This is a genomic window from Paenibacillus jepli (genome assembly GCF_047238105.1).
Classification (GTDB): domain Bacteria; phylum Bacillota; class Bacilli; order Paenibacillales; family Paenibacillaceae; genus Paenibacillus_D.
In genome coordinates, this window is record NZ_JBDFMD010000001.1 from 4,045,650 (window position 1) to 4,062,030 (window position 16,381).

The following is a 16,381-nucleotide window of genomic DNA, read 5'->3' on the forward strand; positions in this document are numbered from 1 at the left end:
GTAAAAAGAGCGAGGGATGCGGATGTGGAGCGAGCTGGACTGTGAAGTGAAGGAGCAGTACGAGCTGAAGCATATTACGACGATGGGCGTGGGCGGACCGTGTGCCTGGTACATCGCGCCCCGGAGTCCCGAAGCGCTGGAGCCGATCTATGCGCAGTGCCGCGAGCGGGGACTGCCGATCTTGGCGGTCGGCAACGGCTCCAATCTGCTGGTGGACGACCACGGCTTTGATGGCGCCGTCATCCACCTGGGGCGGCGGCTCAAGGGGCTGCGCGTCGAGGGAGATGCACTGATCGCGGAAGCGGGCGTGCCGATGCCGCGGTTGGCCTGGGCGATGGCCCGTGAGGGCATCTCCGGCTTCGAGTTCATGGCGGGCATCCCGGGCACGGTTGGCGGCGGCGTCATCATGAATGCCGGCTGTATCGGCAAGGAGACAGCAGACGTGCTGGTAGCCGTCACTTACCTTGATGAGCAGGGCGCGTTGCAGCGCAAGACGGCCGCCGAGCTCGGTCTCGGCTTCCGTACCAGCTCGCTGCTGGGCACGCGCTCCCTGATCCTGCAGGCTGAGTTTCGTGTGCAGCGGGGCGATGACGCAGATCAAGTGATGGCTCGTACCCGGGCGGCTGCGGATATCCGCAAGGGCAAGTTTCCACTGCATGTGGCGACGGTCGGCAGTACGTTCAAAAGCCCGCCGGCAGGGCCGCATCCCGGCCGTCTGATCGAGGAAGTCGGACTGAAGGGTCACCGCGTGGGAGGGGCCGAGATCAGCACGGTGCATGCCAATTGGATCATCAATATCGGCTCCGCCACCGCACAGGATGTGAAGCGGCTCATGCATCTGATGCAGGAGACGGTGATGCGCAAGCTCGGTATCGAGATGGAGCCGGAGGTGCTGATCGTTTGATGAATATCGGCAAGCCATACTGACTGGTCATTACCTATAGAAATGGGGAGAGAAGATGGAGAGAGCAAGATCTGCAACAGGCGCCGCATCGCGTCTCGCTACAGCGGCGGAAGCGGTACGGCCGCGACTGCACGAGCCGCATCTGATCATCGAGGGCGGTCAGGCGCTGCATGGCGAGGTGACGCTGCCCGGAGCCAAGAACGCGGCGCTGCCGGCGATCGTCGCCGCATGTCTGGCCGACGAGGAGGTGACGCTGCATGGCGTACCGCTCGGGCTCAATGATGTACAGAAGCTGATCCAGCTGCTGCAGGATTCGGGGGCTGAGGTCAGACAAGAGGGCAGCGACCTGATCTGTCGCGGCAGCAGCTGGCGCGGCGGTACGCTAAACGCCGAGCTGGCCGGCAAGATCCGGCACTCGCTGCTGCTGCTGGGCGCTTCGGCGAGCTGGCGGCAAGGGCTGTTCCTGCCGCTGCCCGGCGGCTGCAGCATCGGCAACCGCAAGCACGACCTGCATCTGCTGGCCCTGCAGCAGATGGGCTACCGGATGGAGGAGAGTGAGCTGGGGCTTCACTTGGCAGCCAGCGAGCCGCTCGCCGAGTCGGTCGTCGACTTCTCATATCCGACGTTCGGCGGCACGCTCAATGTGCTGTTCGCCGCCGTCAAGTCGCAATCGACGGTGACGCTGAAGCATGCGGCCCGCAACCCGGAGGTGCTCGACGTCATCGACCTGCTCCGCAGCATGGGCGCCCGCATCGAGTGGACCGAGCCGGGCACGCTGCGCATCGAAGGCGTGGAGCGGCTCCAGGCCGCCGAACACACCGTCATGAGCGACCGCATCATCGCGGCGACGATCATCTCAGCCGTTGGCGCGACTCGCGGCCACGCGATCATCCGCAATGCATCGACACGGGTGCTCGAAGCGGAGACAGCGGCCTGGCGGGCGGCCGGACTGCGGATCGAGGAGCTGGCGGACGGCATCCGCGTCGCCTGGGAGCGGCCGCTGCGTCCGGTCGATGTGGAGACGGCCGCTTATCCGGGCTTCCACACGGATATCCAGCCGCTGCATACGGTGCTGATGATGCATGCGATGGGCATCTCCGAGCTTAAGGACACGATCCTCGACGGCCGCTTCGCTTACTGCGAGGAGCTGAACAAGCTTGGCGCGGACATCAAGGTGGTGGACGGCGGCTTCACCTGCGTCAACGGGGCGCCGGGCCAGACGGCGGTCATCTCCGGCACGGGGCAGCTCTACGGCACCGATCTGGTGGCGACGGATATTCGCGGCGGCGCAGCGGTAGCCGTAGCTGCGATGGCGGCGCACGGGACGAGCCGGATTACGAACCTGTACCAGCTGGAGCGGGGCTACGACAGCTTCCGGGAGATTTTCACGCAGCTGGGCGCCACGATCCACCGCATATCCGAGTAACGGGCAGCGGGGGTCGGCATGGATAAGAAAGGCATGCTTTTTCAGATCGCCACCACCCTGGGGACGCGCGTGGTCGTACTGTTCGGGGCGTTCATCGTCTCGGTCGTCATGGCGCGCCTGCTCGGGCCGGAGGGCAAAGGCATCATCACAGCCATCCTGGTCATCCCGACGCTGGTCGTGACGATCGCGGATCTCGGGATCCGGCAGGCGACGGCGTTTTTCATCGGCCAGCGCACCTACGAGCAACGGGACATCGTGTCATCGCTGACGTTTCTCTGGCTGCTGACCTCGCTGCTCAGTGTCGGCATCGTGACGGTCCTCTTCCTGTTCCAGTACAGCGGCCAGTATAGCTGGTGGCTGCTCAGCGTCTGTATCCTGACGATCCCGGTCAATCTCGGTATCCAGTATCTGCGCGGCATCATGCAGGGGCGGGGGCGGATCGGCGGCATCAATCGGGTCGAGATCGTCAAAACGGCGTTCAACTTCGCCATCCTGATGCTGCTGGTCGGCTGGCTGGGCCTGGGCGTGTTCGGCGCAGCTCTCACCCAGCTGCTGCTGCTGCTCGTTACTCTGGCCTATTCTTTCCGCTTGCTGAAAGGAGAGATCGGGTTCTCGGTACGGGTCGTGCAGCCGATCCCGCAGATGCTGATTCGCAAAGGCTTTGCCTTCGCGCTGGCGCTGTTCGTCATCCAGCTCAACTACCGTATCGACATCGTCTTCCTGGAGCAGATGACGACCGTCACCGATGTCGGTCTCTACTCTGTCGGCACCAACATCGCCGAGCTGATCTGGCAGGTGCCGACGGCGATCGGTCTCATCCTGTTCTCCCGGAGCGCCAGCTCCAGGACGACGGAAGCGGCTATCGCGCGCACTGCCAAGCTGATCCGGCTGGTCATCCCGCTGCTGCTGGTGTGCGGCGCACTGTTCTGGCTGATGGCGCCGGTGATGATCGACCTGATGTATGGCGCGGCGTTTGCCGGGTCGGGGACGATCATCCGCTACCTGCTGCCGGGGATCATCATCATGGTCATCTTCAAATTGTTGCATGCCGATCTGTCGGGCCGCGGCGCACCGCTGTTCTCGCTGCGCGTCTCGCTGCTGGCGCTGGTGGTCAACATCGTGCTCAACCTGTTCCTCATCCCGGGTTACGGGGCGATCGGCTCGGCAGTAGCCTCCAGTGTCAGCTATGGGCTGTCAGGTCTGCTGTTCGTCTGGCTGTATGTGCGCCGCGAAGGCGTGACGCTCCGATCGGTGCTGCTGCCGACGGCAGGCGATCTGCAGGAGATCCGCACCAAGCTCGACAAGCTGCGGGCCCGGCTGGCGCCTTCGGGGTAGAGGGCGGCGTGCCGGAGTGGATGGCCTGCAAGCCGTCCCGACCCAGAGCCACGAGGGGAGATGGCAAGTAACATTATCAGACTGTTGAAAAATAAAGCCTCAAGGTAACGGATCGTTCTTCCGATCGCTGTTGTTCCCAGATTTCTTGAATTTTGGACCCCTTTTAAGGGGGGAAATCCGGGAACAAAGGCGAACGCTACGCTTCTCCAGAATCGATTCCGTACCCATCGGCGCTTTTTCAACAAGCTGAACATTATGCACCTGGATGGCGCCTGCACCGCCACCATGAGCAGCTGTGCATGTCGGAGCAGTCAAGCGGGAATCAACCCATTTTAAAGTAACGGAAGGAGGCCGGCGGCTATGAAAGTATCGGTACTGACGGTGTATTACAATCGCGGCGACCAGCTGGATGAGTCGATCCGGAGTCTGGTGAGCCAGACCTATGAGGATCTGGAGATCATCATCGTCGATGACGGCTCAACGGACGACACGCTGGCGAGGCTGCAGCAGTGGACGGATCCGCGGATCCGTGTCATCAGCCACAGCAACCGGGGATTCACCCGGTCGATCATCAAGGCTGTCGCCGAGAGCACCGGCGAGCTGATCGCGATCCACGGGTCGGGCGACATCTCCTATCCGGAGCGGATCGAAGAGCAGGCTGCCCTGCTGCGGGAGCGCCCGGAGATCGGCGTCGTCGGATGCATCGTTGAGAACCGCAACCTGATCACCGGCGAGACGACGCTCTACCACAAGCTGCAGAAGGGCGAGCCGGCCCTGCAACAGCTGTTGCGGGCCAACGTGTATACGCATGGCGAAGTCATGTTCCGCAGATCGGTGTATGAGCAGGCTGGCGGTTACCGGGAGATCTTCAAATTCACCCAGGACTACGATCTGTGGCTGCGGATGGCGTTGGTAACCGAATTTGCCAGTGTGGAGCGTCTGCTCTATCGCCGTTATACCTTGCCCGACGGCGTGAGCGCCTCCGTCGACAAGATGATGGTGCAGCAGTACCTCGCCGAGCTGGGTCGGCAGTGTATCGAGATGCGAGTAGAGACTGGCAGGGATCTCATCGACCAATATGGAGCGCACAGCCTGTTCTTCCGCAAACGGTCGAAACGGCTGACCGGTCTGCTGCACGGGCTCGCCAAAGCTGCGGTCATCCAGGACCGCGATCTGACCAAGGCACGCAAGCTGCTGCGGCTCGGACTAACCGAGCATTACACGGTCAAGGGCTGGCTGCTGCAAGCGGCGCTAGGCTTCATCGACCGGCGGGCGGGCCGCCGGGAGCGGGCGCTGCGGCTGATCGGCCGGCTGCGGGCAGTCAAGGCCCGGCGTCGCCAGGGGCTGCAGACGGCGCGGTAGTTGTTCAAATGAGAGGTCTGCACCCGGACGGGATGATAGCAAGAGAGGAGAGTGGAGCGGATGAGGATCGCGGTGTTTGCCGATTATTTCCCGGCGTTGTCCGAGACGTTCGTGCTGAATCAGATCACTGGCTTGCTCGATCGCGGACATGATGTGGACATCTACGCCACGGCCCCCAGGCGGGAGCAGACGAGGCATCCCGATGTCGCGGCTTATGGACTGGATGCCCGCTGCCGCTACCGGCGCATGCCGCCGGGCAAGCTGGCGCGTTATGCCAAGCTGCTGCCGTTGCTGGGCCGCAATCTGCACAAGGCGCCGATGGCGCTGCTGCGGTCGCTGAACGGGTGGCGGCACGGGAGGGAGGCGTGGTCGCTCAATTTATTCTACTCGGCGTGGTCGCTGCTGGAGGCGGACCGGCGGGAGTACGACATTATTTACTGTCATTTCGGGCCGACAGGCAAGCTGGCCGCGGCGCTGCGCCAGATCGGTCTGCTGCGGGGGCAAGTGATCACCACTTTTCACGGGGCGGACATCACCTCCTATCTCCAGGAGCGGGGCGAGCATGTCTATCGGGAGTTGTTCCGCCAGGGTGACCTGTTCCTGCCGATCAGCGAACGGTGGCGTGCTCAGCTCATCAAGCTCGGCTGCCCGGAGGAGCGGATCATGGTGCACCGGATGGGCATCGACTCGTCGCGGTTCGCTTACCGGGCGCCTGCCCAGGCTGAGGACGAGCCGCTGCGACTGGTGACAATCGCCAGGCTGGTGGAGAAAAAAGGCGTCGCCTACGCCATCCGAGCAGCGGCGGCTCTGGCGGCGGAAGGCCGGGCGGTGGAGTACACGATCATCGGCGACGGTCCGCTGCGCGGGGAGTTGGAGCAGCTCGTCCTGTCGCTGGAGATGGGGGCGCAGATTCGTCTGGTCGGTCCAAAGGATCAGCAGGAGGTGCTGAAGCTCCTCCGACGCTCGGACCTGATGGTGGCGCCCAGCGTGACAGCCGCCGATGGAGACCAGGAGGGCATCCCGGTCGTGCTGATGGAGGCGATGGCGATCGGGCTGCCGATCGTCTCGACCTGGCACAGCGGCATCCCCGAGCTGGTCGAGGACGGGGCCAGCGGTTACCTCGTGCCGGAGCGGGATGCCGACGGTTTGGCGCACAAGCTCCGGCTGCTGATGGATAACCGGCACCAGTGGCCGGAGATGAGCGCGCACGGCCGGGAGATCGTCGAGCAGAGCTACGATATCCACCGGCTCAATGAGCGGCTGGAGGATATTTTCTTGCAGCTGCTGATTCAGCCGGAAGCCGGCTCCGAGGTCCGCGCACGCGGGAAGCTACAGCAGGCTGAGGGGTAGCGCCGTGCAGCGCCTGCGGCTGAGGAGCTGGCGGGCTATCCGCCCATGCTAGCTAGCAGCAGAAAGTGCCGCTGAAGGGGCGCGAGTGAGGCGGTTGGTGTGCTGTAAGGGAAAAAAAGTGCGTTACAGCGAGCGAATCAGGCGGTTCGTGAGCTGTAAGGGAAGAAAAGTGCGTTGCAGCGAGCGAGTGAGCTGAGTTGGCTGCAGTAGAGGAAGAAAAGTGCGTTACAGCGAGCGAGTGGGGCGGTTGGTGTGCTGTAAGGGAAGAAAGGTGCGTTGCAGCGAGCGAGTGAGCTGAGTTGGCTGCAGTAGAGGAAGAAAAGTGCGTTACAGCAAGCGAGAGAGGCGGTTGGTGTGCTGTAAGGGAAGAAAAGTGCGCTACAGCGAGCGAATGAGCTGAGTTGGTTGCTGTAAGGGAAGAAAAGTGCGTTACAGCGAGCGAATGGGCTGAGTTGGTTGCTGTAAGGGAAGAAAAGTGCGTTACAGCGAGCGAATGAGCTGAGTTGGTTGCTGTAAGGGAAGAAAGGTGCGTTACAGCGAGCGAATGAGCTGAGTTGGTTGCTGTAAGGGAAGAAAAGTGCGTTACAGCGAGCGAATGAGCTGAATTGGTTGCTGTAAGGGAAGAAAAGAGCGTTACAGCGAGCGAGTGAGCTGAGTTGGCTGCAGTAGAGGAAGAAAAGTGCGTTACGGTGTGGGGCTTACCGCGCTCCACTCGCGCAGTGATCGAAAATGCCGATGCAGGGCGCATCCGCAGACGATCTGCCCGCGCCAGCGGTATAGGTTCATGTGACAGGAGGGAGAGGGAGCGATGAAGCTGATATTGTTGTCAGGCGGTTCGGGCAAACGGCTGTGGCCGCTGTCCAATGACGCGCGCTCCAAACAGTTCCTCCGCATGCTGGAGGGACCGGAGGGGCGCAAGGAGTCGATGGTGGAGCGGGTCTGGCGGCAGCTGGGCGAGAGCGGCGTCCGCGAGTCGGCCTACATCGCCACCGGGCAGGCCCAGGAGGAGCTGCTGCGGGCGCATGTCGGGCCGGATGTGCCGTTGATCGTCGAGCCGAGCCGAAGGGATACATTTCCGGCGATCGCGCTGTCGGCCGTCTATCTGTACTCGATCGTCGGCGTGAGCCTGGAGGAGACGGTGGCGGTGCTGCCAGTGGATCCGTACGTGGAAGACAGTTTCTTCCGCAGGGTGTCCGAGCTGGAGCACGTGCTCACCCGCAGCGGCTGCGACATGGCGCTGATGGGCGTGACGCCTACCTATCCATCGGCCAAATACGGCTACATCGTCCCGGAATCGGATCCCGCAGCCGCAGCCGGCAATCCAGCCGAAACGGAGGCCGGCACCTGCGCGAGCAGCCGGGTCCGCCGCTTCACGGAGAAGCCGGATGAGGCGGCAGCCGCAGCGCTGATCGCTGACGGGGCGTTGTGGAATTGCGGCGTCTTCGCTTTCAAGCTGGGCTACCTGATCCAGCTGCTGATCGACCGCGGTCTGCCGATCCACTACGACGGCTTGCAGCAGCAATACGAGCGGCTGAAGAAGACGAGCTTCGACTATGAGGTTGTGGAGCAGGCTGCGCATATCGAGGTGCTGCGTTACGACGGCTATTGGAAGGATCTCGGAACCTGGAACACGCTGACAGAGGAGATGACGTCGCCGCTGCTCGGCGAAGGGCGGATGACGGAGGATTGCCGCAACACGCATGTACTCAATGAACTCGGCATCCCCATCGCGGTGCTCGGTCTCTCGAATGTCGTAGTCGCCGCCAGCCCGGACGGCATCCTGGTCGCGGACAAGGCGGCCAGCCCCCGGATCAAGGAGATCATGCAGCATGACGACAGGCGGCCGATGTATGAGGAACGCCGCTGGGGGCACTATCTAGTGCTCGATCAAGTGCAGCATGCGGATGGCACATCGGCGATGACCAAGCGGGTGTGTCTGGAGGCGGGACGACACTTCAGCTACCATTTTCACACGGATCGCAGCGAGGTCTGGACCGTCATCAGCGGGCGCGGCGAGATGATCCTGGACGGCGCTTCGCGGCAGCTGCAGGCGGGAGACGTCGCGATCATCCCGGTGCGAGCGGCGCACACGCTGAAGGCACACACCGATATGCAGCTCATCGAGGTGCAGCGCGGCGTCCGGCTGGTGGAGGAGGATATCGTAAGGCTGGGGACCGAATGGTCGTCGATAATACAGTTCTGACAAGTCGAAGGGGAATCGAGCTATGAATGCCATCGCAGCACAACTGGATCATCAGATACAAATCCGTTACCGTCGCTGGCTGCATGCGGATCTGCCGGGGTACCTGCGCAAGGAGCTCAGCGAGCTCAAGGCGGGCGAGATGACCGACCGCTTCTACCGTCACCTGGTCATCGGCACCGAGGGCATCCGCGAACGGGTGGGCGTAGGCAGCAACCGGGTCAACATCTACACGATCCGCCGGATTGCCAGGGCGCTCGCAGACGAGCTCAGCGCCGGAGGCGAGCGGCTGCGGCGACGCGGCGTCGTCATCGGCTTCGACGGACGGCTCTCGTCAAGGGGATTTGCCCAGCAGGCAGCCCAGGTGCTGGCCCATTGCGGCATCCGCGCGTATCTGCTGGAGCAATCGCGGCCGACACCGCAGCTATCGTATGCGGTCCGCTGGCTGGAGGCGGCTGCGGGCATCGTCATCACGGCGGGACACTATCCGCGGGAATACAACGGCTGCAAGCTGTACGGCGAGGACGGCTCGCCATTGACGCAGGAAGCGAGCGCCGCGCTGGCGAGCAGGCTGGACACGCTGGAGGACGAGCTCGGCATCCCGCTGATGAATCAACAGGATGCGCTGGAGAAGGAGCTGCTCGTCCTCGTCGGCAAGGAGCTGGATCAGGCCTACCAGCGCAATCTGGCAGCCAGCGTACCGCTCGCCAAGATCAGCAAGAACAAGGCTGCCGCCGTCAGAATCGTCGTAACGGCGCTTCACGGCACCGGCGGCGAGGCGCTCCGGCGGATGCTGGCGCGAGCCAAGTATACCGATGTGACCGAGGTCGTGGAGCAGGCGGGTCCGGATCCGTTCTTCTCGGCGGTGCCGCATCCTGACCCGTCCCGGCCGGAAGCGCTGGAGCCGGCGATCCGATTGGCGCGGTCGGTGCAGGCGGACGTCGTGCTGGCGATGGATCCGGAAGCGCAGCGTCTCACCTTGACGATCCGCGAGAGCGGCGGCGGGTACCGGACGCTGCAGCCGGACGAGACAGGGGCGCTGCTGCTCGAATATGTGTGCATGCAGCTCAAGCGCCTCGACAAATCGGCAGCAACTGGATCTATCTACACCAGTGTGCTTACAGGCGGATTGGCCGACAGCATCGCCAAGCGTTACGGGATGGAGCTCAGTCGCACATTGCCGGGCTTCCGTCATATCGCCTCGGCGATGGCGAGCCGCGAGGCGCTGGAACTGCAGCTTGCGGTGCAGCCCTGGCCTGGCTCGGCGGCGAGCCGACGAGCGGAACTGCCGATTGCCGGCGAGCCGGTGCTGCACGAGGCCCCGGCGTCATCCGGGCAACGCCGGCTGGCACCGCAGCCGCAGCCCGGCGCAGTGGTCCGGGCGCTCCGGCAGCAGGTGCTGCCGGCGGGCCCAGCGCCAGGCGCACCGGGACAAGCCGGTCGCCTGCCGATCGCGGCTCCCTCTGCCGCAGCGGAGCGGGGCTCCGGACAGGCGGCTGCACTTGGCGGAGCCCGCCTGGGACGGATGGCCGGAGCTCGCGCGGAGCAGACTGCCGCCCCGGCCTCAGGGCGCTCGGCCTCTGCCGCACCTAGCGCCGAATCGGCCACGCCTCCGGCCCAGCCGGCTCCTGCTCCGTCAAGCAGCGGTCCGCTCGGGCCCGCCGGCGCTCCGGCCTCTGCTCCAGCGAGCGCCGGATGGGCCTCCTCGGCCCCGGCCGTGCCTTCACCGGGCCTTGCAGCGGTTGCACCCGCCAGTGTCCCGGTTTCCGTCGCAGCGGACGCCGAACCGGCCACGCCTCCGGCCCAGCCGGCTCCTGCTGCATCAAGCGGCGGTCCGCTCGGTCCCGCCGGCGCTCCGGCCTCTGCTCCAGCGAGCGCCGGATTGGCCTCCTCGGCCCCGGTCGCGCCTTCACCGGGCCGTGCAGCGGCTGCGCCCGCACGTGTCCCGGTCCCGGCCGCCGCTGGCGCCGAACCGGCCCCTGCCGCTCCGCCGCCGTTCCGCTTTGCCTACGACGAGAATGGCGGTTACCTGCCGGCCGATTTCGTACGGGACAAGGATGCGCTGCAGACGGCGATGCTGATCGCGGAGATGACCGCCTACTACAAGGGCAAGAAGCTCACGCTGGCCAATCGGCTGCAGCAGATCTACGAGCAGTACGGCCATCATCTGGAGGATCAGGTCAGCCTGGCCTACAAAGGGCTCGAAGGCTGGCAGCGGATCCGCAATGCGATGGAGAAGCTGCGGGCGGAGCCGCCGCTGTCGCTCGGCGCGCTCCAGGTGAGCGCGGTATGCGACTATGGCACAGGCGAGATCCGGCACCGCCAGTCAGGCCGGGTCGAGCCGACGGGGCTGCCGGCGGGCGAGATCATCAAGTACCAGCTGGAGGGTGGAGCCTGGTGCGCCGTAAGGGCGTCCAGCGCCGAGCCGGTGCTGACACTGTACTATGGCTGCCGGGCCGAGACGGCCGCAGCGAGCCGCCGTCTGGCGGCAGCCATCCGGTCAAGCTTGTTGGTAGCAATAGAATCGATCCTTTAAGCGGCTGCTCCAAGGGCGCAATTTTGGTCAGGAAGCGCATCACAACTATAAAACGGGGAGTGGACGAGATGAAGATTACGGTAATCGGTACGGGCTATGTAGGGTTGGTCTCCGGCGTCTGCTACGCCGAGCTGGGCCACCAGGTCATCTGTGTGGACAAGGATATGGACAAGATCCGGCTGCTCCGCGAAGGCGGCGTGCCGATCTACGAGCCGGGGCTGCAGGAGCTGATCGCGAGCAATACGGCGGCCGGTCGGCTGAGCTTCTCGGCCGATCTGGAGGCCTCGATGCCGGCGGCCGAGCTGGTGGTGATCGCCGTCGGCACGCCGCCGCTGGCGAGCGGCGAGGCGGACATGACCTATGTCGAGACGGCGGCGCGCGAGATCGCCTACACGCTGAACGGCTACAAGATCATCGTCACCAAGAGCACCGTGCCCGTCGGCACCAATGAGCGGATCCAGTCGTTGATCGCGAAGGGGACGACGCATCCGTTCGATGTCGCCTCTGTCCCGGAGTTCCTCCGCGAAGGCTCGGCGGTCCACGATACGATGCATCCGGACCGCGTGGTGATCGGCGCCGAGAGTCCGCACGCCATCGAGCGTCTGATGACGCTGCACCAGCCGCTCACAGACCAGGTCGTCGTTACGGATATCCGCAGCGCTGAGATGATCAAGTACGCGTCCAACGCGTTCCTGGCGACGAAGATCTCGTTTATCAACGAGATTGCCAACATCTGCGAGAAAGTGAGCGCTGACGTCACCGAGGTGGCGCGGGGCATGGGGCTGGACCGGCGGATCGGCGGCTCGTTCCTGCAGGCCGGTATCGGCTACGGCGGGTCCTGTTTCCCCAAGGACACCAAGGCGCTCATCCAGATCGCCGGCAATGTCGCCTACGACTTCAAGCTGCTCAAGTCGGTTGTCGAGGTGAACCAGCACCAGCGGTTCGGCGTCATCGACAAGCTCGAGCATGCGCTGGGCAGCCTGCAGGGCAGGACGGTTGCGATCTGGGGGCTGGCTTTCAAGCCGGAGACCGATGATGTCCGCGAATCGCCGGCAGTGGAGATCATCCAGCGCTTGCTGGAGCTGGGCGCAGTACCGCGAGTGACGGATCCGGTGGCGATGGCGGGCTTCCGTCAGCTGATGGATGATCCCGCGATCGTCTGGTGCGCGAGCGCCGAGGAAGCGGCGAGCGGCGCCGACGCGGTCTGCCTGCTCACCGAGTGGGAGGACTATGCCAAGGTCGATCTGGAGGCGGTCGAGCAAAGCATGCGGGAGCAGGTGCTCGTCGACGGCCGCAACCTGTATGGCGCCGAGAAGCTGATGAATACGCATTTTGCCTACTACCCGGTAGGCCGCCCGGCACTCTACAACGAGCGTCCGCAGGTAGGCGAGCTGGTCTAGCAGGCAGGGCCGGAAATAAACAGCCATAGCAACGTTGTCCAGATTCGGTTGAAGAGCAATTGCCTTGCAAGTATTATCTAGCACTACTATACAACACTTAATATGACTGGAGAGGTGAAGGAACCGTGAAATGGAAAACAAAAGTTGTGACCGCTACAGTAGCAGTTAGTCTGGTAGGCAGTTCGCTGGCAGGGATCCCCCTGAGCAGCAAAGGACTAGCGGAGCTGACCGGCATCCAGGCAGCCTACGCAGAGGAGCGGCCGTTCTTCAGCGAGGCGTTCCTGGAGAGGATCCGCGCCATCCATGCCGGGCTGCATATCGACGAGCAGGATGTGCTCGATGTACGGGCGCTGCGGGATGAGATCCGGACGCTGACCTATGAAGAGCATGGCAGTGCCATCGATCCGATCTGGAACAAGCTGGCGGACGATCTGCCCGAAGACGAGCACGAGACGATCAAGCAGAGCCTGTTCGAATTCGTCACGGCCGTCGGCGGCATCTGGTACGATCCCAACTTGACCGATCTGGAAGCGATCCGCAACGATCCGCAGTACCGGCAGGCGCTGGTCGCTGTCGCAGCGGCCGCAGGCTACGGCGAGCAGACCGACCTCACGGTTCCGGATATCTTCGAGTTCATCTTCGGCAGCGAGGGCAAGCGCGGCGTCGAGGGCGAGTTCCGGGCACAGCTGTCCGGCCGCTCCTCGGCAGAGCTGGCGCTGCTGCTGGCGGACGAGACGCGCCGCAACGCGCTGCTCCGTTCCTCGCTGGCTGCCGTGCTGCGGGATACCGGCAACTACAGAGTCAGCGCCATCCTCGGCGAGCTGGGGGTGAACGAGCAGGACATCATCGCTACGAGCATGAACTTCCGGCAGACGCTGCAGAATGAAGTGTCGGGGATCGAAGCGATGGTCTTCGCCTACCTGCGCTCCGAAGCGCAAGAGAGCGTGGAGGTCTCGCCTAACGGGAAGCGGCACACCTTCTCGCTAAGCGTCTTCGGCATCGAGGTGCCGCGGATCGCACTGGAGTGGTCCAAGGTATCCGAGGGCGGCAACCTGGAGATCTCGCCTTCGGGCGTCGTGACGCTGATTAACAATGCGCGCTCCGGCACCGCGACGATCCGCGCCGAGGTGCCGGCGCTGGGGCGGATCATCTTCCAGAAGGAGATCACGGTCTACGAAGGCGGCGGCGACTTCCTCAGCGGCTATGTCGACGACATGCAGCGGCTGATCGCCAGGCTGCCGGGGGCGAACGAGCAGCGCCGTCAAGCGCTGATCCGTCAGGGACAGCGGCTCTCGGAGCGGACATGGGAGCCGTTCGTGACGCCGGATATCGCCTCCCTGATCGACCGGAGCGGCCAGCGGGCGCAGTTCGCGCCGTCGCTGCAGGTGGTCCAGCCGATGATCAACGATCAGGCTGCGGCCGGGACCATCATCACCGAGCAGCTCGGCGAGCTGGGCGGATCGCTGGACTTCCTGTACCCTGCGCTCACCTTTGACTTCGAGCGGCTGAGAAGACAGGCGCTGGACATCCGGCTCTCCGCCGACATCCTGGCGAGCCTGAAGCAGGCGGACATCACGACCGTCACCTTCATCGCCGACGGCATGCGGGTCAATATCCCGATCGGCCAGTTCAGCTCCGACCTGACCTTCAGCTTCGGCGCTTCCGCTCCGCCAAGCGGCGGCAGCAGCTCGGAAGCGTACGAGTTGGAGATCCAGGAGGGCGGCCAGCCGGTGGAGTCACTCGAGCAGCCGATCCAGATCGAGGTGCCGACCAGCGGCACGGGTGAACAGCCGGAAGAGATCGTCTCGGCGGCGCCGATCGTGGACGGTGAGCTGCAGGAGGTCGCTGCGGTGAACGGCGGGCGCTCCGTCATCGAGTCGCTTAGCGGCAAGGTGGCGATCGCGCTGGTGAGCCAGCCTTCGGCAGGCGCAAGCTTCCGCGATATCGACAGCGTGCGGTCCTGGGCAGGTGTGCAGATCCAGGCAATCGCAGCCAAGGGCATCATCGAGGGGACCGGCGACGGCAACTTTGCGCCACAGGCCAAGATTACCCGGGCCGAATTTGCCAAGATGCTCGTCCTGGCGCTGGAGCTACCGGAGGGCGGCAGTACAGCCGGCTTCGCTGACGTAGCCTCGGGCGACTGGTTCGCGCCATTCGTCGAGTCGGCGTTCACACACGGCATCATCCAGGGCCGGGATGCGGGCACATTTGCCCCGCACGCACCGATCACCCGCGCCGAGATGGCGACGATGATCACGCGCGGCGTGCAGCTGGAGAGCGCGGATGAGACAGAAGCGGGGACAGATGGACTGAACGGCGTGTTCGCCGACAGCGGACAGATCCATGACACACTGAAGCCGGGCGTCGCTTTCGCCGCGCAGCAGGGACTGATCGTCGGCAGCGGCGGCAGCTTCCATCCGAACCGGGACACGTCCCGCGCGGAAGGCGCAGTCGTCATCTACCGGATGCTGGAGCTGCTGGAGCAGTAGAAGGGCAGCGCACTTGACGCCAACCAACCAAGAGCCGGAAGACAAGCCGCAGGGCTGTCTTCCGGCTTACTTCGTTTTTACTGGAAATAGGGTCTCGGGGCCCCGTTAAGCACCTGATTAGTGGGGAGTGTACATCATCCAGGCAAGGGAGGCAGGACAAGCATGAAGCGAGTATGGAAGATTACGCTGTGGACGACGGGCGTGTTGGGGTTCTTGATGGTGATCGCAGCCGGGCTGCTCTACTGGAAGCTGACGTCGATGGACCTCGGCGATATCGTGGAACGCCATCTGGCGCAGACCGAACAGACAGCCGAGGGGGCAGAGCCGGGCGATCCGGCCGGAGCTGGCGAAGCGGACGGCGGCGGCAGCGGGGGCGGCGGGCAGCTGCCGGCATCGCTCAGCGGCGCTGTGAGCAAGGCCGATACACTGGCGGACAAGCCGATCCAGAGTGACGATGCGCTGGGTGCGGCGGCCATCCTGCTGCAGTCCGGGTTGTCCTTCCGTGAGATGTATTATCTGATGGGCAAATCTACGGACACGCTATCGACCGAGGAGAAGCAGAACATCCGCGATATGCTGCTTGCCAAGCTGAGGCCGGAGGAGATCGAGGCGCTGCGGGCGATTACTTCCGAGTATGGCAAAAATCTGGTCATCCTCGACCCCGACTACCCCATCGAGGCGGTGGGGGTGAAGGATGATGCCGAGCGGGACCGGATCATCTACGAGTACCGTCAGGCGCAAAAGCAGGCGAACCAGCCGGCTCAAGGCAGCTCGCAGCCGCCCGGCGCGTCAGCGGGACAAGGCCCGGACAGCTCGCCAGTAGAGCCGGCTGATAAGCCGTCCCCGACCAGCCAATCCGCAGAGGCAAGTGAGCCGCCAGCGCCAGCTGCAGACGGGGCGAGTGCCGGAGCGTCGTCCGCTCCGGAGCCGTCTGGCCAGTCGGCCGACGCTGCCTCCGTCCGGCAGACGCCGGAGCAACGCCAAGCGGCCGGGAAACCGAACGCCGAGCAGCTGACCGCCAGTTACCACAAGCAGCTGCAGACGCTCAAAGCGAGCTGTGTTGCGGAAGCTGAGCAGATGCTGGGCAGTATCCTGTCATTGCTGGACCAGGCGGACGGCGTATCGATGACGGGCGCGGCGGAACAGGATATGATGGAGCAGGTAAGTGAGGCCGAGCAACGCTGCGACCGTGAGTATGAGCGGCTGATCGCGCAGGCGGAGTCGGAGTTCGCCAAGGCGAAGCTGAGCTTCGCGGCGGGCAAGAAGTGGGATCAGGAGTATGAACAGACCAAGGCGACGATCCGCGAGCGGGCGACCAGCCGGATCCAGGCCAAGATGTGACAAGCGCAAGCGAGGTTCGGAATACGAGAAAAGGCTGT

10 protein-coding genes are annotated in these 16,381 nt (G+C 64.2%); all 10 read left to right on the plus strand.

Going from position 1 to position 16,381, the window contains the following annotated elements; all coding sequences use genetic code 11:
- The first annotated feature begins 22 nt into the window (after positions 1-22).
- Positions 23-904 (plus strand): UDP-N-acetylmuramate dehydrogenase, encoded by an 882-nt coding sequence (gene murB / locus ABC336_RS17635; RefSeq protein ID WP_413239889.1) that lies wholly within the window; start codon positions 23-25, stop codon positions 902-904.
- 55 nt (positions 905-959) lie between these two features.
- Positions 960-2,330: a UDP-N-acetylglucosamine 1-carboxyvinyltransferase gene (locus ABC336_RS17640; RefSeq protein ID WP_413239890.1), complete on the plus strand. Its 1,371-nt coding sequence runs from the start codon at positions 960-962 to the stop codon at positions 2,328-2,330.
- An 18-nt stretch (positions 2,331-2,348) separates the two neighbouring features.
- On the plus strand, positions 2,349-3,665 hold the full coding sequence (locus ABC336_RS17645; RefSeq protein WP_413239891.1) for an oligosaccharide flippase family protein: 1,317 nt from the start codon (positions 2,349-2,351) through the stop codon (positions 3,663-3,665).
- A 360-nt stretch (positions 3,666-4,025) separates the two neighbouring features.
- Positions 4,026-5,027, plus strand: coding sequence for a glycosyltransferase (locus ABC336_RS17650; protein ID WP_413239892.1), 1,002 nt, complete (start codon positions 4,026-4,028; stop codon positions 5,025-5,027).
- Positions 5,028-5,087: 60 nt separating this feature from the next.
- On the plus strand, positions 5,088-6,377 hold the full coding sequence (locus ABC336_RS17655) for a glycosyltransferase (RefSeq protein WP_413239893.1): 1,290 nt from the start codon (positions 5,088-5,090) through the stop codon (positions 6,375-6,377).
- Positions 6,378-7,185: 808 nt separating this feature from the next.
- Positions 7,186-8,580 (plus strand): sugar phosphate nucleotidyltransferase, encoded by a 1,395-nt coding sequence (locus ABC336_RS17660; protein WP_413239894.1) that lies wholly within the window; start codon positions 7,186-7,188, stop codon positions 8,578-8,580.
- A gap of 22 nt (positions 8,581-8,602) precedes the next feature.
- Entirely contained in the window at positions 8,603-11,113 is a 2,511-nt protein-coding gene (locus tag ABC336_RS17665; protein ID WP_413239895.1) for a phosphohexomutase domain-containing protein, read from the plus strand.
- A 68-nt stretch (positions 11,114-11,181) separates the two neighbouring features.
- Positions 11,182-12,513 carry a UDP-glucose dehydrogenase family protein gene (locus ABC336_RS17670; protein ID WP_413239896.1) on the plus strand — a complete coding sequence of 444 codons (1,332 nt, stop codon included), beginning with the start codon at positions 11,182-11,184 and terminating at the stop codon, positions 12,511-12,513.
- Between the two features lie 125 nt (positions 12,514-12,638).
- Complete coding sequence (locus tag ABC336_RS17675) at positions 12,639-15,002, plus strand: S-layer homology domain-containing protein (protein ID WP_413239897.1); 2,364 nt, start codon at positions 12,639-12,641, stop codon at positions 15,000-15,002.
- Between the two features lie 162 nt (positions 15,003-15,164).
- Entirely contained in the window at positions 15,165-16,343 is a 1,179-nt protein-coding gene (locus tag ABC336_RS17680; RefSeq protein WP_413239898.1) for a hypothetical protein, read from the plus strand.
- Positions 16,344-16,381: the final 38 nt, after the last annotated feature.